This is a genomic window from Actinospineispora eucalypti, assembly GCF_039543365.1.
GTDB lineage: Bacteria > Actinomycetota > Actinomycetes > Mycobacteriales > Pseudonocardiaceae > Pseudonocardia > Pseudonocardia eucalypti.
Genome location: NZ_BAABJP010000039.1, coordinates 74,727 through 101,152, shown reverse-complemented (window position 1 = coordinate 101,152; position 26,426 = coordinate 74,727). Strand labels below are relative to the sequence as shown.

25 protein-coding genes are annotated in these 26,426 nt (G+C 73.4%); 12 read left to right on the top strand and 13 right to left on the bottom strand.

Annotated elements, in window-relative coordinates:
- Nucleotides 1-134 precede the first annotated feature (134 nt).
- The 4 genes from ABEB12_RS30280 to mraZ form a co-directional block, all read right to left on the bottom strand.
- Nucleotides 135-1,979: a peptidoglycan D,D-transpeptidase FtsI family protein gene (locus ABEB12_RS30280; protein ID WP_345703270.1), complete on the bottom strand. Its 1,845-nt coding sequence runs from the start codon at nt 1,977-1,979 to the stop codon at nt 135-137.
- Nucleotides 1,976-2,638, bottom strand: coding sequence for a septum formation initiator (locus ABEB12_RS30275; protein ID WP_185065330.1), 663 nt, complete (start codon nt 2,636-2,638; stop codon nt 1,976-1,978). The genes ABEB12_RS30280 and ABEB12_RS30275 overlap by 4 nt, the downstream gene beginning before the upstream one ends.
- Nucleotides 2,639-2,681: 43 nt before the next feature.
- On the bottom strand, nt 2,682-3,698 hold the full coding sequence (gene rsmH, locus ABEB12_RS30270) for a 16S rRNA (cytosine(1402)-N(4))-methyltransferase RsmH (protein WP_221498938.1): 1,017 nt from the start codon (nt 3,696-3,698) through the stop codon (nt 2,682-2,684).
- Nucleotides 3,699-3,833: 135 nt separating this feature from the next.
- Complete coding sequence (mraZ, locus tag ABEB12_RS30265) at nt 3,834-4,265, bottom strand: division/cell wall cluster transcriptional repressor MraZ (protein ID WP_185065328.1); 432 nt, start codon at nt 4,263-4,265, stop codon at nt 3,834-3,836.
- A gap of 429 nt (nt 4,266-4,694) precedes the next feature.
- Between mraZ and ABEB12_RS30260 the strand changes: the two genes are divergently transcribed.
- The 3 genes from ABEB12_RS30260 (at nt 4,695) to ABEB12_RS30250 (ending at nt 9,602) form a co-directional block, all read left to right on the top strand.
- On the top strand, nt 4,695-5,657 hold the full coding sequence (locus ABEB12_RS30260; RefSeq protein WP_221498937.1) for an AAA family ATPase: 963 nt from the start codon (nt 4,695-4,697) through the stop codon (nt 5,655-5,657).
- Nucleotides 5,650-6,897, top strand: coding sequence for a DUF58 domain-containing protein (locus ABEB12_RS30255; protein ID WP_185065326.1), 1,248 nt, complete (start codon nt 5,650-5,652; stop codon nt 6,895-6,897). The genes ABEB12_RS30260 and ABEB12_RS30255 overlap by 8 nt, the downstream gene beginning before the upstream one ends.
- Before the next feature lie 227 nt (nt 6,898-7,124).
- A complete protein-coding gene (locus tag ABEB12_RS30250) occupies nt 7,125-9,602 on the top strand; it encodes a transglutaminaseTgpA domain-containing protein (protein ID WP_185065325.1) in 2,478 nt (825 codons plus the stop codon).
- Between the two features lie 15 nt (nt 9,603-9,617).
- Here ABEB12_RS30250 and ABEB12_RS30245 read toward each other — a convergent pair whose 3' ends face one another.
- The gene (locus tag ABEB12_RS30245) at nt 9,618-9,995 is read right to left on the bottom strand and encodes a DUF3040 domain-containing protein (RefSeq protein ID WP_185065324.1); all 378 of its coding nucleotides are present in this window, start codon (nt 9,993-9,995) and stop codon (nt 9,618-9,620) included.
- 164 nt (nt 9,996-10,159) lie between these two features.
- Nucleotides 10,160-10,966, bottom strand: coding sequence for a methyltransferase domain-containing protein (locus ABEB12_RS30240; protein ID WP_185065323.1), 807 nt, complete (start codon nt 10,964-10,966; stop codon nt 10,160-10,162).
- A 113-nt stretch (nt 10,967-11,079) separates the two neighbouring features.
- Between ABEB12_RS30240 and ABEB12_RS30235 the strand changes: the two genes are divergently transcribed.
- Nucleotides 11,080-12,009 (top strand): ParA family protein, encoded by a 930-nt coding sequence (locus ABEB12_RS30235; RefSeq protein ID WP_221498762.1) that lies wholly within the window; start codon nt 11,080-11,082, stop codon nt 12,007-12,009.
- On the opposite strand, the gene ABEB12_RS30230 is transcribed toward ABEB12_RS30235, so the two are convergent.
- Together ABEB12_RS30230 and ABEB12_RS30225 are read right to left on the bottom strand one after the other, a co-directional pair.
- A complete protein-coding gene (locus ABEB12_RS30230) occupies nt 11,981-12,436 on the bottom strand; it encodes an SAV_6107 family HEPN domain-containing protein (RefSeq protein WP_185065322.1) in 456 nt (151 codons plus the stop codon). The two genes, ABEB12_RS30235 and ABEB12_RS30230, sit on opposite strands and share 29 nt — an antisense overlap.
- 11 nt (nt 12,437-12,447) lie before the next feature.
- Complete coding sequence (locus tag ABEB12_RS30225) at nt 12,448-12,765, bottom strand: hypothetical protein (protein WP_345703269.1); 318 nt, start codon at nt 12,763-12,765, stop codon at nt 12,448-12,450.
- Nucleotides 12,766-12,926: 161 nt separating this feature from the next.
- Here ABEB12_RS30225 and ABEB12_RS30220 point away from each other — a divergent pair, with 161 nt between their 5' ends.
- From ABEB12_RS30220 to ABEB12_RS30195, 6 genes are all read left to right on the top strand, one after another.
- A complete protein-coding gene (locus ABEB12_RS30220) occupies nt 12,927-13,517 on the top strand; it encodes a GNAT family N-acetyltransferase (protein WP_345703268.1) in 591 nt (196 codons plus the stop codon).
- A 93-nt stretch (nt 13,518-13,610) separates the two neighbouring features.
- The gene (locus ABEB12_RS30215; protein ID WP_185065320.1) at nt 13,611-14,288 is read left to right on the top strand and encodes an LppM family (lipo)protein; all 678 of its coding nucleotides are present in this window, start codon (nt 13,611-13,613) and stop codon (nt 14,286-14,288) included.
- Nucleotides 14,289-14,314: 26 nt separating this feature from the next.
- Entirely contained in the window at nt 14,315-15,427 is a 1,113-nt protein-coding gene (locus tag ABEB12_RS30210) for a polyprenyl synthetase family protein (protein ID WP_185065319.1), read from the top strand.
- Between the two features lie 8 nt (nt 15,428-15,435).
- Nucleotides 15,436-16,929, top strand: a complete 1,494-nt coding sequence (gene crtI, locus ABEB12_RS30205) for a phytoene desaturase family protein (RefSeq protein ID WP_185065318.1) — start codon at nt 15,436-15,438, stop codon at nt 16,927-16,929.
- An 82-nt stretch (nt 16,930-17,011) separates the two neighbouring features.
- Complete coding sequence (gene mptB, locus ABEB12_RS30200) at nt 17,012-18,589, top strand: polyprenol phosphomannose-dependent alpha 1,6 mannosyltransferase MptB (RefSeq protein WP_185065317.1); 1,578 nt, start codon at nt 17,012-17,014, stop codon at nt 18,587-18,589.
- An 8-nt stretch (nt 18,590-18,597) separates the two neighbouring features.
- Nucleotides 18,598-19,542, top strand: coding sequence for a squalene/phytoene synthase family protein (locus ABEB12_RS30195; RefSeq protein ID WP_185065316.1), 945 nt, complete (start codon nt 18,598-18,600; stop codon nt 19,540-19,542).
- 50 nt (nt 19,543-19,592) lie between these two features.
- Here the strand turns inward: ABEB12_RS30195 and ABEB12_RS30190 are convergent, their stop codons facing one another.
- Entirely contained in the window at nt 19,593-19,958 is a 366-nt protein-coding gene (locus tag ABEB12_RS30190) for an Rv2175c family DNA-binding protein (protein ID WP_345703267.1), read from the bottom strand.
- Between the two features lie 99 nt (nt 19,959-20,057).
- Between ABEB12_RS30190 and pknB the strand changes: the two genes are divergently transcribed.
- Complete coding sequence (pknB, locus tag ABEB12_RS30185) at nt 20,058-21,749, top strand: Stk1 family PASTA domain-containing Ser/Thr kinase (RefSeq protein WP_185065314.1); 1,692 nt, start codon at nt 20,058-20,060, stop codon at nt 21,747-21,749.
- A gap of 6 nt (nt 21,750-21,755) precedes the next feature.
- Here pknB and ABEB12_RS30180 read toward each other — a convergent pair whose 3' ends face one another.
- The 4 genes from ABEB12_RS30180 to ABEB12_RS30165 all read right to left on the bottom strand — a co-directional run bounded on the left by ABEB12_RS30180 (nt 21,756) and on the right by ABEB12_RS30165 (nt 25,599).
- A complete protein-coding gene (locus ABEB12_RS30180) occupies nt 21,756-23,147 on the bottom strand; it encodes a class II 3-deoxy-7-phosphoheptulonate synthase (RefSeq protein ID WP_185065313.1) in 1,392 nt (463 codons plus the stop codon).
- A gap of 154 nt (nt 23,148-23,301) precedes the next feature.
- Nucleotides 23,302-24,327, bottom strand: coding sequence for an ATP-dependent 6-phosphofructokinase (locus ABEB12_RS30175; protein WP_185065312.1), 1,026 nt, complete (start codon nt 24,325-24,327; stop codon nt 23,302-23,304).
- Between the two features lie 13 nt (nt 24,328-24,340).
- Complete coding sequence (locus tag ABEB12_RS30170) at nt 24,341-24,856, bottom strand: polyadenylate-specific 3'-exoribonuclease AS (protein ID WP_185066138.1); 516 nt, start codon at nt 24,854-24,856, stop codon at nt 24,341-24,343.
- 8 nt (nt 24,857-24,864) lie between these two features.
- Nucleotides 24,865-25,599, bottom strand: a complete 735-nt coding sequence (locus ABEB12_RS30165; protein ID WP_185066137.1) for a 1-acyl-sn-glycerol-3-phosphate acyltransferase — start codon at nt 25,597-25,599, stop codon at nt 24,865-24,867.
- A 108-nt stretch (nt 25,600-25,707) separates the two neighbouring features.
- Here ABEB12_RS30165 and ABEB12_RS30160 point away from each other — a divergent pair, with 108 nt between their 5' ends.
- Entirely contained in the window at nt 25,708-26,169 is a 462-nt protein-coding gene (locus ABEB12_RS30160; RefSeq protein WP_185065311.1) for a hypothetical protein, read from the top strand.
- The last annotated feature ends 257 nt before the right edge of the window (nt 26,170-26,426 follow it).

Below are 26,426 nucleotides of genomic sequence, written 5' to 3'. Positions count from 1 at the left end.
CCGCACCTGCTACAACACCCGGGCACGCGCGACCAGCGGGCGGCCGGGGAGGCTCTGAAAGGTTTCAGAACCCCCGGCTCGCCCGCTGATCTTCGTCCAGCGGTGTCCCGGCAGCGGCGGACGCCCGCGCGGGGCTATGGGAGGACGAGCTGCTGCATGGGGGTCGGCTCGGTGGTCACCGGGATGCGGTCGCGCTGGGCCAGGGTGGATGCGATGTCGTGGAAAAGGCCCGCGGCGCTCTGCCCGTGCGTCGGCGCGTCCAGCATGATCGCCACCACGTACCGGGGCTGGTCAGCGGGGAAGATGCCCGCGAAGGTGATCCAGTAGCTGGACGACGAGTAGCAGCCACAGGCCGGGTTGACCTGCTGGGCGGTGCCGGTCTTGCCCGCCACCCGGTAACCCGGGATGGCCGCGTCCGGGCCGGTGCCGCGCTGCGTACCCCGGCCGTTCTGGGTGACCGCGACCAGCATCCGCCGCAGCGTCTGCGCGGTTTGCGGGGTCATCGCCTGCACCGGAACCGGCCGGGCCTCCGCCCGCCGCACGCCGTCCGGGCCGATGGTGGAGTCGACGATGCGCGGAGGCACCCGCAGCCCGTCGTTGGCCACCGCCTGGTACATCCCGGCCAGCTGGAGCACGGTCATGGAGAGGCCCTGGCCGATCGGCAGGTTGCCGAAGGTCGACCCGGACCAGCTCGCCCTCGGCGGCACCCGCCCCGGGCTCTCCCCCGGCAGGCCGACGTCGGTGCGCTGGCCGATCCCCAGCCGGGTGAGCATCTCCCAGAACCGGTCCGGTCCGACCTTCTGCGCGGTCATCAGCGTGCCCACGTTGGACGAGCGGGCCAGGATCCCGGTCAGCGTGAACCGCTCGGCCGGGTGTTCCCAGGCGTCGTGCACCACCCGGTCGGCCACCTTGATGTGGTCCGGCACGTCGGTCACCGAGTCCGGTGTGGCCAGCCCCGACTCCAGCGCGGCCGCCATGGTGACGATCTTGTTCACCGAACCCGGCTCGAACGGCGTGGTCACCGCCGCGTTGCCCATCTGCGCCGAGTTCGCGTCGGCGATGTTCCTCGGGTCGAAGGTGTTGCTGTTGGCCAGCGCGCGGACCTCGCCGGTCTTCGCGTCCAGCACCACCGCGCTGCCGTTCTTGGCGCCGTGCGCGGCGGTGTAGGCGGTCAGCTGTTGTTGCACCGTGTACTGCAGGTCGGCGTCCAGGGTCAGCTGGAGGTTGGCGCCGGCCACGGCCGGCTTCTCCGCGCGCTGGCTGCCCGGGATGACCGTGTTGCTGCCGCTGGCGGTGTCCACCACCCGCTTGCCGTCGACACCGGCCAGGGTGTTCTCGGCGGCCGCCTCCAGGCCCACCAGGCCGTGCAGCTTCCGCTGGTCCATGTTCCACGAGGCGGCACCGATGACGTTCGCCGCGAGCGGGCCGCCGGGATACTGCCTCGCCTCCCGGTCCTCCTGCCCGACCTCTACGAACTTCTCCGTGACCGCGCGCGCCACGGAGGGCTCGACCAGCGGCGACAGCACCACGTAGTGCTTGTCCGTGTTGAGCGCCGCGTAGACCTGGTTGGGGTCCTGACCGGTCAGGCCGGCCACGCCCAGCGCGATCTCGGTCTTGCGCGCCATCGCGTTCGCGCCCTGGTTGCGGGAGATCAGGAACGGGTTGGCGGTAAGCGCCTTGGCCTTCACGCTGAACGCCATCGGCGTGCCGTGCCGGTCCAGGATGGAGCCCCGGTCGGCGGGCAGCACCAGGGGGGTCACCCGCTGCCGGTCCCCCTCGGTGCGCAGCCGGTCCCCGTCCACCACCTGCACGGTCACCAGCTTCAGCCCGGCGACCACCAGCATCGCGACCAGGATGAACCGGCCGGCCACGAACCGCCCGCGCTGGGCGGCACGTGCGTCCGCCCGGTTCTTCGGGCGCCGGCGCGGCGGGTTCGGCGGCGCGCCGGGTCGGCGGGTCGGGCTGGCGGCACGGGTCACGGCGCGCTGACCCCCGGCTCCGCTCCGGTGCCCGCGCCGGCCTGGGACGGCGCGTTCTGGGTCGGCGGGTTCTGGGTCGCTGTGTGCTGGGACGGGACGGCGGGAGCGGGCTGCGCGGGAGCGGGCGGTGGCGCCGGGGCCACCGCGGCCTTCGGCGTGCCGACGACCTGCACCGAGCCGTCCGGCCGGGCCACCAGCCGGGCCACGTCGGAGGCCGGCACCATGCCCAGCTGGCGCGCCGAGCGGGCCAGCGCCGGGGCCGACTCCATCGAGGTGATGTCCATCCGGAGCTGCTCGCTGCGCTCGGACAGCTCACGGGCGGCCAGCCGCGCCTTGTCCAACCGGTAGGAGTCGGCCGCCGCCGTGGTGGACAGCCACAGCGAGGCCACCAGACCCGAGCCGAGCAGCACCATCACCAGCAGAACGAACCGGGAACGCCCGGCCGCCGCGCGGTCGGCGCCCCCGTCCACACCGAGCCGACGGGCCCGCCGCGCGTACGCCTTGCCCACCGCACCCGCCGGTTCCCGCTGGTCCGACGCCCGGGAGGCGCCCCGGGAATCGGCTCGGGAACCGGTCCGTCCCGGGCGGCCGGATCCGGTCGTACGGCTCGGGCGACCCGCCCTGGTGGGTCGGGTCCGTTCCGGTGCCACCGCTGTCATGTCGCCACCTCGCTCGTGTCCCTGGTGCGGTGCGGGTACGCCGTCACGCCGCCACCGCGATTCGTTCGCCGGCGCGCAGCCGGACCGAGGCCGCGCGCGGGTTGGCGGCGGTCTCCGCGTCCCCGGCGACCTCGGCGCCCCGGGTCAGCAGCCGCCACCTCGGTCCGTGTCCGGGCAGCTCCACCGGCAGCCCGGGTGGGGTGCGGGAGGCGGCCGCGTCGGCCAGCGCCCGCTTGACCAGCCGGTCCTCCAGCGAGTGGTAGGCCATCACCACCAGCCGGCCGCCCACGTCGATCGCGTCCAGCGCGGCGGGCAGCACCGCCCGCAGCGACTCCAGCTCCCCGTTCACCTCGATGCGCAGCGCCTGGAAGGTCCGCTTGGCCGGGTGTCCCCCGGTCCGCCGGGATGCCGCCGGCACCGCGTCGTAGAGCAGCTCGACCAGCTCCGCGCTGGTGCGCAGCGGGGACCGCTCGCGCCGCCGGACCACCGCCGAGGCGATTCGCCGGGCGAACCGCTCCTCGCCGTAGTCGCGCAGGACCCTGGTCAGCTCGTCCGCCGAGTACCCGTTGAGCACGTCGGCCGCCGTGGGCCCGCCGGTGGTGTCCATCCGCATGTCCAGCGCGGCGTCCCGGGCATAGGAGAAGCCCCGCTGCACCGAGTCCAGCTGCAGCGAGGAGACGCCGAGGTCGAGCAGTACCCCGTGCACCCGCTCGATGCCCAGTTCGGCCAGCGCCTCGGGCAGCCGGTCGTAGCGGGCGTGCACCAGATGGATGCGCCCGGCGTGGGCGGCCAGTCGCCGGCCGGCCAGCTCCAGCGCCTGCACGTCCCGGTCCAGCCCGACCAGGGTCAGCCCGGGGTGCGCCTCGAGCAGCGCGGCGGAGTGCCCGCCGAGGCCGAGGGTGCCGTCCACCACCACCGCCGCCGGGCGGTCCAGCGCGGGGGCGAGCAGCTCCAGCACCCGGTCCAGCAGCACGGGCACGTGTAAGGCGGAAGGGTCGCGCGGCGTCGAGCCAGCCACCGAAGGCCCCCTCTCCGCTCGCCGATTCCCCCGCTGAGGCAGATCCGGCCCGGGTGCCCCGAGGTCCCCGCTCCGCTCCTTGCGGACCTGGCACCGGGGAAGGTGCGCCAGGGCCACCAGCAGCGGAGTGGAGGCCTCCGGACACCCGAGCCGGACGTGCCTTCACTCCCCGACAGGTCAGAACATGCCGGGTAGTACTTCCTCCTGCGCCTGCGCGTAGTTCTCTTCGTGCCGTTCCTGGTAGCTCTGCCAGGCCGTCGCGTCCCAGATCTCCAGGCGGCTCACCGCGCCGATGACCACGCAGTCCTTGGTCAGCCCGGCGTAGCGGCGCAGCTCGGCGGTGATCGGGATCCGGCCCTGCGAGTCGGGATGCTGCTCGTCGGTGCCGGCGAACAGGTAGCGCTGGTAGGCGCGCACCGACTCGTTGGTGAAGGGCGCCTCGGCCACCTTGCGGGCCAGCCGCTCGAACTCCTCGCGGGGGAACACGTAGAGACAGTGGTCCTGACCCTTGGTGATCATCATCCCCCCTCGCAGCTCGTCCCGGTACTTGGCGGGCAGCGTCAGCCGGCCCTTGTCGTCGAGCCGAGGCGTGTGAGTGCCGAGAAACACCGGCATCGCCTCCCCGCGTCCCCAACGATCACCACATTACCCCACTTTCCACCACCCCGCACACGCCCCTCCCCCACCTCAAGGGTGAATCGGGCGGTTTCCGCAGATCAGCTCCGGTGGGTGAAGGTGGGGACGCGCCGACGGTCCGGGGTCCGTCCGAGCCCTCGGCGGACCCGTCGCGACGAACGCGAGCTGGCGTTTTGCCGAAGTGTGAGCCGCGCCCTGGCGCCCAGGGGGTGGCCGTGGGGGATGGTGGGGGGTGTCGCCTCAGGGCAGGTTGGAAACGCGGCGGGCACTACGACCGACGGACTAACCGAGGCGCCCGCAAGGTGGGGCTACGGACCCTCAGGAGCGGTTTGACAGACTGCTCGAGGGCCCTCGTCAAGAGCAGGAGGTCGTATGACGACAATGAGCAGCCCGCCGTTGCCCATGTCGCTCTCCGAACTCACCACCGTCAGCGGACGGATCTCCCAGAACGTGCACCGGGTGATCGCCGGCAAGTCGGAGGCGATCCGGATCGCGCTGGTCACGCTGCTCTCCGAGGGACACCTGTTGATGGAGGACGTGCCCGGGGTGGGCAAGACCTCCCTGGCCAAGGCGATCGCCCGATCCATCGACTGCTCGGTCAGCCGCATCCAGTTCACCCCGGACCTCATGCCGAGCGACATCACCGGCGTGTCGATCTACAACCGGAACACCACCGAGTTCGAGTTCCGGCCCGGCCCGATCTTCGCCAACGTGGTGATCGGCGACGAGATCAACCGGGGCTCCCCCAAGACCCAGTCGGCGCTGCTGGAGTGCATGGAGGAGCGCCAGGTCACCGTCGACGGCATGACCTACCCGCTGAGCGACCCGTTCTTCGTGGTGGCCACCCAGAACCCGGTGGAGATGGAGGGCACCTACGCCCTGCCGGAGGCCCAGCGGGACCGGTTCACCGCGCGGATCAGCATCGGCTACCCGGACCAGGCCGCCGAGCTGGCCATGGTGGACGGGCACTCCGGCGAGGACCCGCTGCAGACCCTCTCGGCGGTGTCCGACGCGCGCGAGATGCAGGCCGTGCTGGCCGCGGTGCGGGCCATCCACGTTGCCCCGGAACTGCGCCGGTACGCCGTCGAGCTGTCCTCGGCCACCCGCCGGATGCCGGAGGTCCGGCTCGGCGCCTCGCCGAGGGCCACCCTGCACCTGGTGCGCGCGGCCCGCGCGCAGGCCGCCCTCTCCGCCCGCGACTACGTGGTGCCGGACGACCTGCACGCGGTGTGCGTGCCGGTGCTCGCGCACCGCCTGGTGCTCACCGCCGAGTCCCTCACCGCCCGGCGCACCGCGCCGGACCTGATCCGCGCGCTGCTCAGCCGGATCCCCGTGCCGCAGGCCCCGCGCCCCGCCCGTGACTGAAACCCGCCACGACAGCTCCACCGGCCTCACCACGCTGGGCCGGTGCCTGATCGCGGCCGGCCTCGCATCCTCGGTGTGCGGGGTGGCGCTGGACGAGCGCGACCTGCTGCGCATCGGCGTGCTGGTGATGGTGCTGCCGCTGCTGGCCGCACTGTTCACCTCGCGGATCCGGCTGGTGGTGCGGGTGGAACGAGAGCTGGCGGCCACCCGGATGACCGCCCGCTCCACCACCGAGGCGGTGCTGAGCGTGCACAGCCGGGGCCGGCTGCCCCGCACCGGCCTGCTGCTCACCGACGCCCTGCCGGACGTGCTGGGCATTTCGCCCCGGTTCTTCGCCCACCCGCCCCGGCGCTCCGAGCCGCCGGTGGAGCTGAGCTACCCGCTGACCCCGCTGGTGCGCGGCGTGCACATGGTCGGTCCGCTCACCATGCGGGTCAGCGACCCGCTGGGCCTGGCCGACTACGAGCGCGAGCTGGTCGGCCGGGTACCGCTGACCGTGGTGCCCAGGGTCACCCCGCTGTCCGGGCTGCCGGACGGCTTCGGCCGGGGCGAGGGCGAGTCCGGGTCCACCGGGCTGCGCCGGGGGCCGGGTGAGCACGACGCGCTGGTGCGCCAGTACGAACCGGGCGACCCGCTGCGCAAGGTTCACTGGAAGTCCACCGCGCGCCGGGACGAGCTGATGGTGCGGCTGGAGGAGCGGCCGTGGCACGGCGGCGTCACGGTGCTGCTCGACCACCGGGGCCACGCGCACCGGGGCAAGGGCGCCGACGCCAGCCTGGAGTGGGCGATCGAGCTGGTCGCCAGCGTGTGCCGGCACCTGATCACCCACGGCCGCCGGGTCACCCTGGTCACCGAGAACGGCGTGACGCTCTCCAACGGGCGGGACCCGGAGGCGCTGCTGGACGCGCTGGCCCTGCTGCGAACCTCCAACCAGCCCGGCCTGATCTGCCCGCCGGCCAGCGGCGGCGAGCTGTTCGCGGTGCTCGGCGCGGTCGACCCCGGCACGGTCCGGCCGCTGGTCGAGGGGGCCGAGGGCGGGCACGGGCACGCCGTGCTGCTGGACGTGGCCGCCTGGACCGGCCCGGACGAGACCCGCCCGAAGACCGGTGTCGCCGCCGCGTCCCGGGCGTTCACCGAGGCCGGCTGGAGCGTGCTGACCGGGCGCCCGGAACGCGGCCCGGACCGGGTGTGGAACGACTTCTGCCGGCGCCTGCCGGTGCGCCTGGGAACCGGCCGATGACCCGCGCGGACACCCCGAGAACGTCACCGTCGTCGCCGTGGGCGCCCGGGCAGGGCACCCGGCCACCGGAGCCCCGGGGCTCGGCGCCGCCGCCCTCCGCCCCCGGCGGACCGCCGCCTCCCGTGCCCGGAGGGCCGGGCGGGCCGGGACCGGGAGGGCCGGGACCGGGAGGGCCGGGGCCGGGAGGGCCGCCGTCCACGCCGGCCGGGCCGAGGTCCGGCGCCGGTGTGCCGCTCGTCGTGAACCTCGCCGCCGGCCTGTCCCTGGCGCTGGGCTCCACCGCGCTGGCCGGCGTCATGCAGGGCTACCGCTGGCTGTGGATGGTGCTGCCGGTGATCGGCGCGATGGTGCTGATCGGCGCGATGGCCCGGTTGTTCCGGGCGCCGGCGCTGGTGGTCCCTCTGGGCCAGCTGCTGGGCCTGGTGCTCATGCTCACCGGGCTGTTCAGCGAGAAGGCCGTCTTCGGCGTGCTCCCGGGGCCGGACGCGTTCACCGAACTGGTCAACCGGCTCGGCGAGGCCATCTCGGTGATCGAGACCGGGGTACCGCCGGTCCGCGCCACCGACGCCATGATGCTGCTGATCTGCGTCGGGTTCGGGCTGGTGACCATCGCCGCCGACGCACTCACCTCGGCCGGGCACGGCGCTTCGGTGTGCGGGCTGATACTGCTCGGCGGCTACACCGTGCCCACGGCGTTGACCCCCCGGCCGCTGCCGGACTGGACCCTGGCCGCCGGCGCCGCCGGCTACGGCCTGCTGCTGCTGGTGGAGCACCGGCGGCGGCAGGCCCAGCGCGGCCAGTCACTGCGCTCGCCGGCGGCCGACCGGGGCGGCCTGACCGGTTGGCTGGCCCGGCTGCGGCCCAGCCTGCTGGGCTCCCCGCTCGCGCTGATCCTGATCTCGGTGTCGCTGGCCGCCGCACTGGGCATCGGGCTGGCCGCCGCTCCCCTGGTCGGTACCAAGGGCCGGTTCCCCGGCCACGGCGAGCCGGACTCGGCCTCCGACGGCCACCTCGGCCTCAGCCCGTTCAACTCGCTGCACAACCAGCTGCAGAACGGGGAAGAGCCCACCGAGCTCATGCGGGTGCGCGGGCTGGCCCAGCCGCAGTACATACGCTCGCTCACGCTGAACCGGTACGTACCGGCCCAGGGCTGGCAGCTGCCGGACCGGTACAACGGGGTGACTCTGGACGACACGCTCCCCTCCGGCCTGCCCATCCCGGTGCACAACCCGACGGCGACCGTCCAGGTGGAGAACCTGAAGTACAACGACCAGTGGCTGCCGATGGTCGGGCAGCCGATGGGGGTCACCGGGGTGACCGAGGGGCGGTGGCACTACGACACCACCAGCTCCACCGCCTACGCGGACGGCAAGGTCACCGAGAAGGCGTGGACCGAGCGGGCCGCGCTGCCCAACCCGGCGCCGCAGGCCCTGGCGTCCACCGGACCGGTGGAGGACATCAACCCGGCCTACCTGGACACCGGCGGCGCGGACCAGCGGATCGTCCGGCTGGCCCAGTCGGTGGCCCGCCAGGCCCGCAACCCGTTCGAGCGGGTCATCGCCATCAACCGGTTCTTCCTCGACCCGGCGAACGGGTTCCGCTACGACATCAACAGCCCGGCCGGCAACAACTCCCAGCAGCTGATCGAGTTCCTGGAGCACAGCAAGACCGGCTACTGCGAGCAGTACGCCTCGGCCATGGCGATCATGCTGCGCGCGGTCGGCGTGCCGTCCCGGGTGGCCGTCGGGTTCGCCCTCGGGGAGCCGGTGGACGACTACCGCCCGGTGAGCAGCGCCGACGCCCACGCCTGGGTGGAGTCCTACTTCCCCGGCGTCGGCTGGCTGATGTTCGACCCGACGCCGCGCTCGGACGGCCGGGCGATCATTCCGGACTACGTGAGCAAGGCCCCCCGGGTGCCCGGTGGCCCCTCCCCCGAGCAGGTCGCGCCGCCGGAGCAGGACAACCCGCTCGAGGGTGACACCCCGCCGCCCGGCGGTCCGCCCACCCAGGACCCACGGGCGCCGCAGCCCCAGCAGGACCAGCAGGCCGACCAGAACGCCCAGCAGAACCCGGAGCCCGGCAACCAGTCCTCCGGCCAGGGCCAGGACCAGACCGGCAAGGACCAGGGTGGCCAGGACCCGTCCGGCGGCTCGGGCAACAACGACGGCGAGGGCGGCGGCAGCGACGAGGACACGGGTTCGGGCGGGCGGGATGATGAGGACGGTCCGGGCGCCGGCATGAGCCTCATCGCGCGGGCGATGCTGCTCGCCGCGCTGCTGTTCCTGATCCTGGTCCTGCTGGCCAGCACGCCGGCCACGCTGCGCGGGGTGAACCGCGCGCGCCGGTTGGCCCAGGCCAGCCGGGGTGGCCCGGACGGCGCGACCGCCGCCTGGCGGGAACTGGTCGCCGAGTTCCAGGACCGGGGCGCCCGGCCGCCCGGCAACGAGACCGTGCGCCGCGCCGCGCGCAAGCTGACCACCAAGCACAGCCTCGACCGGGACATCGTCGAGTCGATGCGCACGGTGGTCTCGGCGGTGGAACGCGGGTGGTACGGCGGTCAGTCCGGAACGACCTCCGGCACCACCCTGGTCACGGCGGTGCGCAACGTGCGCGCCGGCCTGGAGAAGGAACGCCCGCTGACGATCCTGGACCGGCTGTGGCCGCGGTCCGTCCGCCCCAGGCGCACACCTCACCGAACCGGCTGAACCGGCGGGAGCGGGTTACTCCTGCTCGAAGCGGCGGCGGAAGCGCTCTTCCATCTTGCCGCCGAACTTGTTGCCGCGCTCCGGCTCCGGCTTTCCGGGAGCCTTCTTGCCGGCACCGATCGACGTGATGCCGAGTACCGCACCGGCCAGCATGATCAGGAAGCCGACGACGCTGAGCACGGGAACGTTCTGCACCCACAGTGCGTGCACGGCAACCCCGACCACCAGCAACACCAGGCCGGTAATGAACAGCGCGAGGCCCTGCAGCCGCCGCCGGCGGGTGGGTCGTCGCAAGCGGCCCGCGCGCACGGTCGACGCAAATTTGGGGTCCTCCGCGATGAGAGCGCGCTCGATCTGGTCGAGCAGCCGCTGCTCGTGCTCGGAGAGGGGCATGTCTTCGCCTCCGGCACAGGTTCGGGCGTCAAGTGCCACCCCGTGCCAGCAGCACTTGACGAGCGCCCAGTTGCGGGCGGTACCAACGAGGATACGATCCCCGGCAAGCCGCGACTACCCGGACCGGCAAACTCGCCAGTAAGTTGTGGGCCGAGTGGGTGAGATCACAGCTCCCCGGGCCCGCCGGACGGCCGGCGTGCGAGCACGTGCAGCCGCGCTGCCAGCACCAACAGCTCCGGCGTCGTGGCCACGATGTCCTCCAGCGCGGCCAGTTCGTCGGCGCCACTGGGGTCCGCCTCGAGCACGGCGGCGGGCAGCCAGCTGTCGAACACGCCGTCGCCGTGGATCAGTTCGATGGACAGCCCGGCCGCCGACTCGAGCAGCCCGCGCAGCGCGGTGGCGTCCAGCCGGCGGCGCAGCGGGTCGGTGGGCGCCCCGGACCGGCCTTCCGGGTCGGTGAGCATGGCCCGCGCCTGCGGCAGCCGGCCGGCGTGCACCTGCCCGAGCGCCGCGCCGTACCGGCCGGCGGCGAGGACGGAGACCGCGCCACCCGGCTCGACCGCCTGGGCCAGCTGCACCACGGCCACGGCCAGGTCGTCCACCACCTCGAGCAGGCCGTGGCCGAGCACCAAGTCCGCATCGGCGGCGGGCACCGCATCGGTCAGGTTCTGCGCGTCGCCCTGTACCGCGTGCACCCGGCCGCCCACGCCGGCCTCCCGGGCCCGGCCGCGCAGCGCGGCCAGCGCGTTGGGGCTGGTGTCGACCACGGTCACCTGACAGCCGGCCACCGCCATCGGCACCGCCCAGGCACCGGTGCCGCCACCGACGTCCAGCACCCGCACCGGGGCCTCCCCCCGGCGCCGCCGGGCGTCGGCCAGCTCGGCCCAGAGCGCGCGCCGAACGGCGCCGCTCGCGGCGGGCGGCCCGAACTCGGCCGGCCACCCGCGCTCGTCGGCATCGGTCGTTCCCATCGGCGGGGTCACCCGCACCACCGGCTGCGCACGGCGGCAGCTTAGAGCGTCCGGCGAAGGACGGCGTTCCCTGGCGGCGGTTGCCCGGTCGACCCGGGGAGCCCGACCAAAAGATGGAGCAAGGGCTTCTGCCCGACTACGCCCAGGGTAGGTTGTCGTGCGTGCAGGTGATCGCGGTCCTCAGCCTCAAGGGGGGCGTGGGCAAGACAACGGTGGTGCTCGGCTTAGCCGGGGCCGCCATGCAGCGCGGCGTACGCACACTGGTGGTCGACCTCGACCCGCAGGCGAACGCCACGGTGGCGCTCCAGCCCGCCGAGACCTCCGCGACCATCGCCGATGTACTGGACGACCCCCGGCGCTCGGTGATGAGGCGCGCGATCGCGCCCAGCGCCTGGGGCGACGACCTGGACGTGCTCGTCGGGGCCGAGAGCAACGAGCGGCACAACCACCCCGAACCGACCGAGAAGCAGCTCAGCCGCCTCGACCGCGCGCTGAGCCGGCTCACCGGAGAGGAAGGCGCCCGCGCCAGCATTGCCGGCCGTACCACCGAGGAGGAGGAGTACGGCCTGGTAATCATCGACTGCCCGCCCTCGCTCAGCCAGCTCACCCGGTCCGCGCTGGTAGCCGCCGACCGGGCGGTCCTGGTCACCGACCCGACGATCTTCGCCGTAGCCGGCGTGCAGCGCGCCTTCGAGGCCGTGCAGAACGAACGGGTGCAGACCAACCCGCACCTCCAGCCGCTGGGCGTGCTGATCAACCGGGTGCGTTCCCGCTCGGCGGAGCACGCGTTCCGGGTCGCCGAACTGCGTGAGCTGTTCGGGCCGCTGGTGCTCACCAGCGTGATCCCGGACCGCTCGGCGATCCAACAGTCCCAGGGCGCGTGTGTGCCCATTCAGCAGTGGGACACCCCGGGTGCCCGGGAGGTCTCGGCCGTGTTCAACGGCCTGCTCGGCCGGATCATGCGCAGCACCGGCCGGCACTCCCCCATGGCCGGCGCCGCGCGCCGGGCGGTGTTCAGGACGGACACACCAGCGACCGGCTGAGCCCGACGAACTGCTCGGCCTGGCGCAACAGGTCGTCCGCCGCCCGAGCGCTGACCAGCCTGCTGATGCCCGCCTCCGCCGCCGACCTGGTGGCCGAGTTCGCCGCGAAGAACGCGGCCCACTCCGCCAGCTCCGGGGTCACCCGGGTGAGCAGCTGCCACACGCTGCGCCCGGCCCGCTGGCGCGCGCTCGGCTGGGCCCGCACCGCCAACACGGCCGCACCGGCGCGCAACGCGGCCAGGTAGGCGGACGCGTACCGGCGACAAGGGTCGTCGGTGGTCAGCTCGGCCTCGGCGAGACCGGCCTCGGCCTGGCGCAGCAGTGCCAGCGCCGGGGCGGACGGCGGCGGGGTCGCCCGCGCCGAGCCGCCCGGCCTGGGCCGGGGCACCAACGGCCGGGTCCTCGGTGGGGTCGCGGTCCTGCTCATCGTCTGCCTCCTCACTCGTCCACCCGGATCAGGTCCCACACGCCGGGGCCCGCCCGCATGCGCAGCACGAACTCCTCCGCCGGCCGCTCCGGATCCGCCGACGACGTCGCCAGCACCCGCCAACAGCGCATCTGGTCCCCGCCCACCGGCATCGGCGACGGAAAGGGCCAGGGCGACTCCTCGATCCAGCGCTCCTGGACGTCGGTCACCAGGTACCGCGGGCCCCGGCGCACCGGGCGCCGCTGGAACTCCACCGGCTCGCCGTCCATCCAGCGAACCTGGATCGGGGTCGGCTGCCGCGAGCCGAACCGACGGGTCAGCACTCCCACGGGTGCCCCACCTCCTCCGTGTGCGGTTTAATCGACGTAGGGACGCCGACCAGACCTCCATCGAACTGATGTTCGATGTAACCAGTACAGCGCGTCGGAGCGCGTACGTCAAGTCGCGGGCCCGGCCAGGTGTGGTCTCATTGGCACATGAAGGGCCCCCGGTGACCACCGCCCCACCCAAGGTCCGCCTGGTCTGGCTGCCGGCCAACGTGCTGTTGGACCGGCTGACCGAGGCACTCACCGTGTACGTGAGCGCCATGGGCTACCCACGCTCGGCCATCCGCCAGCGGGCCCCGCTCTGGCGCGAGCACACGCACCGGCCCGGATGGCGGGCCGTGGGCGCGCTGGACGAGCGGAACGCCCTGGTCGGGCTGGGCTACGGCTACCGGGGCGCCCGGGGGCAGTGGTGGCACGAGGAGGTACGCCGGGGGCTGCGGATGAGCTACCCGGACGGCCTCGGCTGGCTGGCCGACTACTTCGAGCTGACCGAGCTGCACGTGCTGCCCAAGGCCCAGGGCGGCGGCCTCGGCGAGCAGTTGCTGCGCACCCTGCTGACCGACTGCGCCCAGCGGGCCGTGCTGCTGTCCACTCCCGAGCTGGACCCGGCCCGGCCGGCCCGGGCCTGGCGGCTGTACCGGCGGCTGGGGTTCGTGGACGTGCTGCGCGACCACCGGTTCGTCGGCGACCCCCGGCCGTTCGCGGTCCTGGGGCGGGAGCTGCCGCTGGCCGGGACCGCGCCCCCGTACCGGTAGCCGTCACACGGAAGATCAGTCGGGTCGCCCGGACGTGCGGGGCGGTGCGCCGAATCACGGGGGGCCGCGCCGGGCGGCTGGCACCATGGGCTGGTGCGCGCGAATGCTCCCCGGCGGCGGACCAGCAGGCTGATCTTGCTGGTCCTGGTGGCCGTGCTCGCCGTGCTGGCCCTGGCCGGCGGGTGCACCCGGGTGCGCACCGCGCTGGCGGTCCAGGGCGACGACACGGTGGCCGGGGAGATCGTCATCGGGGTCGCGGGCGGGTCCGGCGGCCCGGCGGTGGTGATCCCGCCCGCCCTCGCCGGACGGGTATCCGTGCGGCCCTACCAGGCGGACGGATACCAGGGAACCCAGCTGGGCTTCACCGGGCTGACCCTGGACGAGGTCAACTCGCTGGCCTCCATCGTCCCGCCGGCCTCCGGCCGGTTCCATTTCGCGCTGCGCCGGGCCGGCGGCGCGTTGCTGCTCAACGGCCAGGTGGATCTCACCGCGCTGCCGGTGGACGGGGCGGACGTCCAGCTCAAGGTGGCGTTCCCCGGAGAGGTGGTCGGCACCGACGGACAGCGCCGGGCGGACACGGTGAGTTGGGCCTTCACCCCCGGTCAGGTGAGTGAGTTCACCGCCACGGTGAATGCCCCAGACCCGGGGGCGCCATCCGTGGGACGGTGGGCACTGGTGGTCGTCGCGGTGCTGCTCATCGCGTCGGCCGGTGTGGTGCTGCTGGCCAAGGCGAACCGGAACCCGCCGGCGCGCCGGCGTCCGCGGCGCTGACCCTGCCCGCTCTCCGAGGAGGTCAGATGACCCAGCCGGCCATTGTCGCGCCCGGCACCACGATCGACGACGACCTGGTCGGCCGGGTGGACGCCGAGCTGCGCCGCTACTTCGCCCGCCGCCGGCCCGAGCTGGACGCGATCGCCCCGGTCACCGCCGAGGTCACCGAGGCGCTGACCGAGTTCGTGCTGCTGGGCGGGAAGCGGGTGCGGCCCACGTTCGCCTGGTGGGGCTGGCGGGGCGCGGGCGGCGGGCAGGAGCCGGCCGGGGCCGACCCGGTGCTCGCCGCGATCAGTGCGCTGGAGCTGATCCAGGCCAACGCGCTGATCCACGACGACCTGATGGACGACTCGGACACCCGCCGGGGCCGGCCGACCGTGCACGTCACGTTCACCCGGCGACACCGGGAGCGGGGCTGGCTGGGGCCTTCGGAGCGGTTCGGCGCGGCGGCCGCGATCCTGGTCGGCGACCTGGCCCTGGCCTGGGCCGACGACATGTTCAGCGGGGCCGACCTGCCCGAGCCGGCGCGCCGGAGGGCCCACCCGGTGTGGGCCGGCATGCGCGGCGACATGCTGGGCGGCCAGTTCCTGGACGTGTGGGGGCAGGCCAGCGGGGACGAGAGCGAGGAGACCGCGCTGCGGGTCTGCCAGTTCAAGACGGCCGCCTACACGGTGCAGCGGCCGCTGCTGCTGGGAGCCACCCTGGCCGGCGCGGACGACGCACTGCTCGCCGCCTACCACCGGTTCGGCGCGGACATCGGGGTGGCCTTCCAGCTGCGTGACGACCTACTGGGGGTCTACGGCGACCCGGCGGTCACCGGCAAGCCGGCCGGGGACGACCTGCGCGAGGGCAAGCGCACGCTGCTGATGGCGCACGCCATGCGCGCCGCCCGGGAGCGGCGGGATCCGGCCGCGCTGGAGGCGCTCAACGAGGCGCTCGGCAACCCCGGCCTGGACGCCCCGATGCTGGACCGAGTGCGCGAGCTGCTGGAGACGCTGGGCGCGACCGACCAGGTCGAACGGGACATCGAACGGCTGACCGGCGCCGCCCTGGACGCGCTCGCCGAGGTGCCGGTGGCCGAACCGGCCGCGACCCGGCTACCCGAGCTGGCCCACGCGGCGACCCGCCGCAGGTACTGAACCGGCCGGTGCGCACCGTCCCCGGGCCGGTCGACCACGTGGTCGTGGTCGGCGCCGGACTCGCCGGCCTGTCCGCCGCGCTGCACCTGCTCGGCGCCGGCCGCCGGGTGACCCTGCTGGAACGCGCGGACCGGCCGGGAGGCCGCGCCGGCTGGGCCGACCTGACCGGGCCGGCCGGCCGCTACCTGGCCGACACCGGCCCCACCGTGCTGACCATGCCGGAGGTGCTGGAGGAAACGCTCGCCCCGGTCGGCGAGGCGCTCGCCGACCGGCTGCACCTGACCCGCCTGGACCCGACCTACCGCGCCCGGTTCGCCGACGGCTCGAAGTTGGACGTGCTGGCCGACCCGGAGGCGATGGAGGCGGAGGTCGCCGCCACCTGCGGCCCGGCCGACGCGGCCGGCTACCGGAGGCTGCGCCACTGGCTGACCGAGCTTTACCGGGTGCAGATCGACACCTTCATCGGGGCCAACTTCGACTCGCCGCTGCGCCTGCTCACCCCGGACCTGGCGCGGCTGGTCGCGCTGGGCGGGTTCGGCCGGCTGGGTCCCCGGGTCGCCCGGTTCGTCGCTGATCCCCGGCTGCGCCGGATCTTCTCCTTCCAGGCGCTCTACGCCGGGGTGAGCCCGGGGCGGGCCCTCGCCGCGTACGGCGTGATCGCCTACATGGACACGGTGGCCGGCGTGTACTTCCCCCGGGGCGGCATGCGCGCGGTGCCGGGCGCGCTGGCCGGCGCGGCGGTGGCGGCCGGCGCCGAGCTGCACACCGGCTGCCGGGTGACCGGGCTGGAGCGGCGCGCCGGCCGGGCCGCCGGCGTGGTCTACCTGGACCCGGCCGGCGAGCGGCGCCGGGTCGCGGCGGACGCCGTGGTGCTCACCGCCGACCTGCCCGAGGCATACCGGCTGCTCGGCGGGGCACCCCGGCGGGCGGTCCCGCTCCGCTGGGCGCCCTCGGCCGTGGTCCTGCACGCCGGCGGCCCGGCAGCCGGCCCGCCGGGAGCCCATCACACGGTGTCCTTCGGCGATGCGTGGGAGGGCACGTTCGACCAGATCCTGCACCGGGGCGAGCTGATGGCCGACCCGTCGCTGCTGGTCACCGCGCCGACGCTGACCGATCCCGCACTGGCCCCCGAGGGCCACCGGTTGTGGTCGGTGCTGGCCCCGTGCCCGAACACGGCCCGCGCCGCACTGGACTGGCCCCGTGTCGGCCCCGCGTACCGGGACGAGCTGCTCGGCGTGCTGGAGGCGCGCGGTCTGCTCCCGGCGGAGCCGGAGACCGAGCTGCTGATCACCCCGGCCGACTGGGCCGCCCAGGGCCTGGCCGCCGGCACCCCGTTCTCGGCCGCGCACTCGGTGGCCCAGACCGGACCGTTCCGGCCGGCCAACCTGGTCCGGGGTTGGGAGAACGTGGTGCTGGCCGGGTGCGGCACCACACCGGGCGTCGGCGTGCCGCCGGTGTTGATCTCCGGCCGGCTGGCCGCATGGCGCATCCTCGGCCGCTGAGGCTCCGACGATCTTGACCGGAGCTTGATCGGAACCCCTGGCGGCGCACGGCGATGGCCGCCGTGCGAGCATAGGCGGCGAGATGACGTCCCAGCCGCAGCTGTCCACGACGCCCGCCGGGCCCGCCGCGCCCGAGGCGGGACTTTCGGCTACCTCCGTCCTTACCGAGCCCGCGCTCGCCCCGCCAGCAGGGGAATTCGGCTGGTGGCAGCGCTGGTCGGGCAACCCCGGCCGCAAGCCGCTGCTGCTCGGCCTGCTCGGCAACGTGATCCTGGTGCTGGGTGGTGTCGGCGCCGGTGGCGTGCTCCGGCGCGACCCGGTGCTCGAGGGCACGCCGTTCGCCGCGTGGCGGTTCGGCCACGGCTACAACCTCGCGGTCATGGTCACCTACTTCGGCCTGGCACTGGCGGTGTGGGCCTGGGTGCTGCTGGGCCGCGACGTGCTGTCCCGGCGAGCGGGTGGCCGGGCGGTGCTGAGCAGCGCGCTGCTGTGGACCGTGCCCATCGTGGCCTCTCCCCCGCTGTTCAGCCGGGACCCGTACAGCTACCTGGCCTACGGCACGCTGGCGCTGCAGGGCCACGACCCGTACGTGGACGGCCCGAACATCCTCACCGGTCCGATCACCGACAACGTGCACTGGTTCTGGCAGGACACGCCGGCGCCGTACGGGCCCCTGTTCGTGGCGGTGGCCAAGGCCGTCGCCGGGGTCACCGGCGAGAACATGATCCTCGGCGTGATCCTCATGCGGCTGGCCATGATGGTCGGCCTGGTGCTGTTCATCGCCGCCATCCCGGGGCTCTGCCGGCACCTCGGCGGGCGGCCCGCGGTCGCGCTGTGGGTGGCCGTGGCCAACCCCGTGATGATCGTCCATCTGATCGGTGGCCCGCACAACGACCTGCTGGTGGTCGGGTTCCTGGCCATGGGCACGCTGATGGTCCTGAACCGGCGGCACGCGGGCGGCATCGCCCTGGTCACCGCCGCGGCGGCGGTGAAGGCCACCGCCGGGCTCGCTCTGCCGTTCCTGGTGCTGGTGTGGGCCGCGCGGCTGCGTGGCCCCGAGCTGTCCCGGATCGTCCGGGCGGCCGCCGCCGGAATCGCGGTGTTCGTGGCCACCTTGGCCGCCTGCTCGGCCCTCGGCGGCGTCGGCCTCGGCTGGTTGGTCACCGCCAGCGCGCCGACCAACATCACCAACTGGCTGTCCCTGCCCACCGGCGTCGGGCAGCTCGTCCACTCGGTGGTGGCGTGGGCGTTCGGCCCGGTGTGGGACATGCCGTACATCCAGGCCGCCCGCGCGCTGGCCGTGCTGATCTTCCTGTACGTCGGGGTGAAGCTGTGGCTCTCCGCCCGCTCCGGCGGTCCGGACGCGGTGCGCAAGGGCGCGCTGCTGCTGATCGTGTTCGTGCTGTGCTCCCCCGCCGTGCTGCCCTGGTACTACACCTGGGGCATGGCGCTGCTGGCCGCCGTCGCGTGGACCGCGCGGGGAATGCAGGCGGTCATCCTGGTGTCCTGCTTCCTGATCGTCGCCGCGTTCCCCTCCGGCGAGGTCTCGCTGTACGCCTTCGGCTACCTGATCCTCGTGATGGCCTGTGCCGTGGTGGCCGCGATCTCGCTGCGTAAGCCCGACCCGCTCGGGCTGCGATCCACACCCGTCCCCCGCTGAACCCGGCCGTGGCAGGTCGCGAGCTGGCGGCGGCCGGAATCACCGACCCGGCCCTGCGAAGGGGCTATATGCGCGGGCGGGCATTGCACGCCAGCCACGGGCGCAGCTACTTCCTGGCCACCCGGCTGCTGCCCCCGGACCGCCGCCCGGCGGTTCATGCGCTGTACGGCTTCGCCCGGTACGCCGACGAGCTGGTCGACTCGGTGGACGACCAGCGCTCTCCCGACGACCGGGCGGCCGCGCTGGACGCCCTGGCCGAGGGGCTCGACCGCGCGCCGCGCGACCCGGACGGCGTCGACCCGCTGCTCGTCGCGGTCGCCGACACCGCCGCGCGCTACCGGATCGACCGCACGCTGTTCACCGCGTTCCTGGACGCCATGCGGATGGACACCAAGGTCACCGAGTACCCCAGCTACGCCGCGCTGGCCGAGTACATGCACGGCTCGGCGGCCACCATCGGCCTGCAGCTGCTGCCGGTGCTCGGCACGGTGTGCCCGCCCGAGGAGGCCGCGCCGAGCGCCGAGACGCTGGGCGTGGCCTTCCAGCTCACCAACTTCCTGCGCGACGTCGGTGAGGACCTGGACCGGGGCCGGGTGTACCTGCCGGCCGACGAGCTGGCCGCGTTCGGCGTGCACCGCGAGCTGCTGGACTGGTGCCGGCGTGAGGGCCGCACCGACCCGAGGGTGCGCCGCGCGCTGGCCTACCTGGTGGCCAGGGCGCGGGCGAAGTACCGGGAGGCCGCGCCCGGAATCGGGCTGCTGCACCCGGCGGCCCGGCCGTGCATCCGCACGGCCTTCACCCTCTACGCGGGCATCCTGGGAGAGATCGAGGCCGCCGACTACCCGGTGTTGCACCACCGGGTAGTGGTGCCGGTGGGCCAGCGCTTCGGCGCCGCGCTGACCGCGCTACCGCGCAGCTGGGCCGCGCGACTGTACCGATCCGGGAACGCCTAGGTCTCCCGCGCACGCCCAACCGGGCGCGCGCTCAGCTAGCGCGGAACGCGCTAGAAGGCCATGGCCTGGGCGCGCCGCTTCACCTCGCGGCCCCGGTTGGACCGGAGCGCGGCGATCGGTGTCCCGGGCAGCGAGTCGTCCTCGGTGAACAGCCACCGCAGGATCTCGTCGTCCGCGTAGCCACCGTCACGCATCACGGTGATGGTGCCGCCGAGCCCCTTGACCACGGCGTCCGCGCCGAGGAAGTCCTCGGGCACGGCCAGCACGCCGTCCCGCCGCACGGCCAGCAGATGACCGTCCCTGATGAACTGTTGGACCCGGCTGACCGGCACACCAAGCCGGTTGGCAACCTCTGGGATCGAGATGGCGGACACGTCGCCGGCCAGAACGAAGTGCCCGACCTGAATTTCGCTCACCCAGCACACCATGCCACAGTGGCGTAGGACACGGCACCATTTGTCGTAACTCAAACTACCGCTGGCACGCCGGTCGGGGGGCTTCCGTACCATCGCCGGGTGGTTTCCGCCGAGCAAGACCTCACCGGGGTACTCCTGGAAGGGCGCTACGAGATCCGCGAGCTGCTCGCGGTGGGCGGCATGTCACGCATCTACCGAGGCGTGGACCGCCGGCTGGACCGCGAGGTCGCGCTCAAGGTGATGGACCCCAACCTGGCCGCCGACCCGGCGTTCCGGGACCGGTTCGAGCGGGAGGCGCGGGCGATCGCGCGGATCGACCACCCGTGCGTGATCGAGGTCTACGACCAGGGCGAGCACCTGGTGGACAACCGGCCGCCGCCGGTGGTCTACCTGGCCATGGAGCTGGTCCAGGGCGGCACCCTGCGGGACGTGCTGACCGAGCGCGGCGCGCTGGACCCGCCCGAGGCGCTGGCCGTGCTGGAGCCGGTGCTCTCCGCGCTGGCCGCCGCCCACGCCCAGGGCCTCACCCACCGGGACGTGAAGCCGGAGAACGTGCTGATCAGCAACACCGGGGCGGTCAAGGTGGCCGACTTCGGGCTGGTCACGGCGGCCGCGCAGCACCGGCAGACCAAGACCGGGATGATTCTCGGCACGATGGCCTACCTGTCGCCGGAACAGGTCGTCGGCGGCGACGTGGACGCCCGGAGCGACGTGTATGCGGCCGGCGTGCTGCTCTACGAGCTGCTCACCGGGCAGACCCCGTACACCGGCGACCATGCGCTCTCGGTGGCCTACCAGCACGTGAACAAGGACGTGCCGGCGCCGTCGGAGCTGGTGCCGGACATCAGCCCGGACCTGGACGCCCTGGTGGCCGGCGCCACCCGCCGGGACCGCGACGCCCGCCCCGCCGACGCGCGGACGCTGCTCTACGCGGTGCGCGGGGTGCGGGCCTCGGCGCGCATCCCGGAGGTCCCGGTGCCCGTGCCGGGCTCCCTCGACCCCCAGGCCACCGTGCCGGTCGCCACTCCCCTGGACGCCGACGGCATGGCCGCCGCCACCGTGCCCGAGGCGCGCTCCAGCGGCCGGCCGCCGCACCGGGCGACCCGGGCGCTCACCTCCATGGTGCCGCCGGGCGTGGATGCCGCTGAGGGCCCGCGGACGGCGCTGATCGATGCGCCGGCCCATCTCCACCGGCGGCGCCAGGGACGCCGTAGGACGGCCATCTGGGTGGCCGCGGTGGTGCTCCTGGCCGTGATAGTCGGGCTGTTCGCCTGGCAGGCCGGCGCGAGCCGGTGGACCACCACCCCGGTGCTCGAAGGCATGCCGAGGGACCAGGCGGAGCGGACGGTGCGCGACGCCGAGCTGGTGCCCACGGTGCGGGAATCGCCGAGCGACACCGTGCCCGCCGACCGGGTGGTGTCCTCGACGCCGCCCAGCGGCACCGAGGCGCGCAAGGGCAGCACGGTGACGCTTCTGATCTCCACCGGGAAGCCGAGGGTGCCGTCCATCCCACCGGGCACCGCGGTGCCGGAGGCCGAGGAGCTGATCAAGGCGGCCGGTCTCGCACCCCGCGAGCTGCCGAGCGCGCGGCGCGCGCACCCGACGGTGCCGGCCGGCACGGTGATCGGCACCCTGCCGAGGGCCGGCACCGAGCTGGCGTCCAACAGCCCGGTGACCCTGGTGGTCAGTACAGGGCCGCCCTCACGGTTCCGCCAGGACGTCGAGGACGCCATCGGCGACCAGCTCGACGGCCTGCTGGACGACATCTTCGGCGGCCGCGGCCACCGCTGAGCCGGGTCAGCCTCGGAGCATCTCCGCGACCAGGAAGGCCAGCTCGAGGGACTGCTGGGTGTTCAGCCGGGGGTCGCAGGCGGTCTCGTAGCGGCCGGCCAGGTCGGCGTCGGAGATCTCCTGCGCGCCGCCGAGGCACTCGGTGACGTCCTCGCCGGTGATCTCCACGTGCAGCCCGCCGGGGTGCGTGCCCAGCGAGTGGTGCACCTCGAAGAAGCCCTGCACCTCGTCCACGATCCGGTCGAAGTGCCTGGTCTTGTAGCCGGTGGTGGACTCGTGGGTGTTGCCGTGCATCGGGTCGCACTGCCAGATCACCCGGTGCCCGGACGCGGTCACCTTCTCCACGATGGGCGGGAGCACGTCGCGCACCTTGCCGTTGCCCATCCGGCTGATCAGCGTCAGCCGGCCGGGAACGCCGTGCGGGTCCAGCCGCTCCACGTACTCCACCGCCAGCTCCGGGCTGGTGGTCGGGCCGATCTTCAGCCCGATCGGGTTGGCCAGCAGCTCGGCGAAGGCGATGTGCGCGCCGTCCAGCTGCCGGGTCCGCTCTCCGATCCACAGGAAGTGGCCGGACAGGTCGTAGAGCTTCGGCTCGTTCGGGTCGCGGGCGTCCAGCCGGAGCATGGACCGCTCGTAGTCCAGCAGCAGCGCCTCGTGGCTGGCGAAGTACTCCACGCTGTGCAGGCTGGGGTCGTCCACCCCGCAGGCCGCCATGAACCGCATGCCCCGGTCGATCTCGGTGGCCAGCGCCTCGTACCGCTCGGCGGCCTTGGACCGGCGGATGAAGTCCTTGTTCCAGTCGTGCACCGAGGACAGGTCGGCCATGCCGGCACCGGTCAGCGCGCGCACCATGTTCATCGCCGCGCTGGCGTTGGCGTACGCGCGGATCATCCGGCTGGGGTCCGGGATCCGGGCCTCCGGCGTGGCCTTCAGCGAGTTGACGATGTCGCCCCGGTAGGACGGCAGGCCCAGCGCGTCGATCGGCGACGAGCGGGGCTTGGCGTACTGGCCGGCGATCCGGCCCAGCTTGACCACCGGCATGCTGGCCGCGTAGGTCAGCACCACGGCCATCTGCAGCAGGGTGCGGATGTTGCCCCGGATGTGCGGCTCGGTGTTGTAGGCGAAGGTCTCCGCGCAGTCCCCGCCCTGCAGCAGGAACGCCTCGCCCCGGGCCACGGCGGCCAGCCGCTCGCGCAGCCGGTCCACCTCCTCCGGCACGGTCACCGGCGGGACGCTCTCCAGCACGGTGCGCACCTGCCGCACCTCGCCGTCGTCCGGCCACTCCGGCTGCTGCGCGGCCGGCCGGGCCAGCGCACCGTCCAGCCGGGTGCGCAGCGACTCCGGCAGCGGCGGCAGCTCGGGCAGCTCATCAACCGGTGCGTCCACGGTCCAGTTCACGGTTCCCCAGCCTAAGCCACTCGTCGAGTTCGGCCATCGCCGGTCACGTGGTCAGCCCTCGTAGTGGTAGCGGCACGCGGCGACCCGTAGCGGCGCAGTGTCTTCCTGTCCTGCGCCTGCCACCAGAGGTAGTCTCAAGGTGCTCGAGCCCCGGTCAGCCGAAGAACTGGGCGGCTTCGGCGTAGAGGGCGGGGTCGACCGTCTTCAGCTTTTCGGTGGCCTCGGCCAGGGGGACGCGGATGATGTCCGCGCCGCGCAGGGCCACCATGGAACCCCAGGCGGCGTCGTGCACCGCGTCGATGGCGTGCAGCCCGAACCGGGTGGCCAGCCAGCGGTCCCGGGAGCTGGGCGTGCCGCCGCGCTGCACGTGCCCGAGCACCGTGGTGCGCGCCTCCTTGCCGGTGCGCTCCTCGATCTCCCGGGCGATCGACTCGCCGATGCCGCCCAGCCGCACGTGCCCGAAGGCATCCTTCTCCCCGGTCAGGACGCCCATCGTGCCGTCCTTCGGGGTGGCCCCCTCGGCCACCACCACGATCGGCGAGTAGTTGGTGCGGAACCGGCTGTTCACCCAGTCGCACACCTGGTCGATGTCGAACGGGACCTCCGGGATGAGGATCACGTTCGCCCCTCCGGCCATGCCGGAGTGCAGCGCGATCCAGCCGGCGTGCCGGCCCATGACTTCGACGATCAGCGCCCGGTGGTGCGACTCGGCCGTGGTGTGCAGCCGGTCGATCGCCTCGGTGGCGATGCCGACGGCGGTGTCGAAGCCGAAGGTGTAGTCGGTGCCGGACAGGTCGTTGTCGATGGTCTTCGGCACGCCCACCACCTGCACACCCTTCTCGTGCAGCTTGGCCGCCACGCCGAGGGTGTCCTCGCCGCCGATCGCGATCAACGCCTCGACGCCGAGGTTCATCAGGGTCCGGCGGATCTGGTCGACGCCGCCGTCCACCTTGAACGGGTTGGTCCGGGAGGAGCCCAGGATCGTCCCGCCCCGGGGCAGGATGCCCCGCACGGCCGGGATGTCCAGCGGCATGGTCACGCCCTCGAGCGGCCCGCGCCAGCCGTCCCGGAAACCGACGAACTGGTAGTTGTACTCCGGCACACCCTTGCGCACGATGGCGCGGATCACCGCGTTCAGCCCGGGACAGTCGCCGCCACCGGTAAGCACTCCGATTCGCACGACGGGAAGACTCTCACGGGCTGGATCGATGCAGCAAGCCGCCCCGCGCGGAAAGGTGAGCTTCGATCGCGTGCCATCGGGCGAGGTTGTGCCGGGCGTCGGCCAACGCGTCGTGCGCGTCCGAGGGGGCGGCCGGAAGCCGGGGTCGCCCGGCGTCCTCCCAGCGCTGCCGCAGCTCCCTGGTGAACCGGGGCAACGGCCTCGGCAGCGCCGGCATGGCGCCCCAGAGCTGGCACAGCACCACGTGGTCGTACGCGGCGATCCAGGCCCAGAGCTCGATCTCCTCGCCCGGCGCGGTGAGGAACTCGAGCAGGTCCCGGCGGATCCGCTCGCGCGAGCGCCACGCCCGGTCGGCCGGCGAAGGCAGCTTGGGCAGCACGTTGGCCCGCACCCACGGGCCGGCCATCCGGTCGTCGAACTCGGTGGACACCGCGTAGAACTCGCGGCCCTCGGTGTCCACCACGCCGATGGACACCAGCTCGATGGTCCGGCCGTCCTCGATGAACTCGCAGTCGTAGAAGAAGCGCACGAGCCCGATCAACTGGCCTTTCCGCTGGACAACGGGGCCGGCGGGCGGGCGGCGGACTTCTTCGCCGTCTCCAGGTCCTCCTTGACCTTGGCCGCGTACACGTCCCGGTACTCCTGGCCGGTCAGCTCCATCAGGGCGTACATGATCTCGTCGGTGATCGAGCGCTGGATGAACCGGTCGTTGGCCATGCCGTAGTAGCGGGAGAAGTCGATCGGCTCACCGATCTTGATCCGCACCTTGTACGGGCGCCACATGCGGGCGCCCGCCGGGTGCACCCTCTCGGTGCCGAACATGGCCACCGGGATCACCGGAACCTCCGACTCCAGGGCCATCCGGGCCACCCCGGTCTTGCCCTTGTAGAGCCGGCCGTCCGGCGAGCGGGTGCCCTCCGGGTAGATGCCGACCAGCCGTCCCTCACCGAGCAGCCGGTTACCGGTGTCCAGCGCGGCGCGCGCGGCCAGGCCGCTGGACCGGTCGATGGGCACCTGCCCGACGGCGGTGAAGAACTGCTTCTTGCACCAGCCGATGAACCCCTTCTGGGTGAAGTACTCCCGTTTCGCCATGAAGGCGATGCGACGGCGCAGCACCAGCGGCAGGTAGAACGAGTCGACCATGGACAGGTGGTTGCTGGCCACCAGCGCACCGCCCCGCTCCGGAATGTTCTCCTCGCCCTCGACCGACGGCCGGCACCACAGGCGCAACAGTGGCCCCAGCAGCACGTACTTGAGCAACCACCAGACCACCAAACGCCGCCTCTCGTCCACCGACCACCGCCCAGCCTACGGAGCCACTCTGATAACGGACAACGCGGACCACTCCCGCTTCGGCGTAGTTCGTGTCACGATGTGCCGGTGACGCGGCCGCAGCCCGAGGAAGAGGGACGGCCCACGCACGCCTCCGGTCGTCCGGCCAGCTTCGACGACATCGTCGCCGGCTGGGTCGCCGAGGGCACCGTGCCCCGGTGGCCGGACCCGCCGGCCGCGCGCCAGGCCGCCGCCGAGCAGCCGGTCGATCCGCCGCCCGCTCCGAGCGTCTGTCCGCCCTACGACATGCTCGCCGGGCAGGACCATTTCGTGCCGCCCGACCCGCCGCCGCTACCCCGGATGAGCTTCGCCGCCATGGCGGTGCTGATCCTGGTCAGCGCCGGGATCGTGCTGCTGGCCGTGCACGACACGCTGCGCCTCGACTCGGCGGTGTGCCTGCCGCTCGGCCTGGTTCTGATCTCCACCGGCCTGGGCTGGCTGCTGCTGCGCTGCTGGCCGGCCCGGACCAAGCCGGATGCCGAAGGCCCGGACGACGGCGCCATCGTCTGACCCCGCCCTCCCCTCCCCGATTCAGTCACTTCAGCACGGTGATTCAGTCACTTCAGCACGGTGATTCAGTCATTTCAGCAGCGTGATTCAGTCGTTTCGGCCGAGCCGACTCGGGGTGGACCGGGAACCTTTGGGGCGGGCTCGGCGGGGTGTCGTGGCTTGTCTCGGCGAGGTTCGGTCGCGCGGGTTTGGGGACGGGCGCTGAGCGCTCCGGTCACTTTCGGCGCGTCAGCCCCGACGGGTGACTGAATCAACCT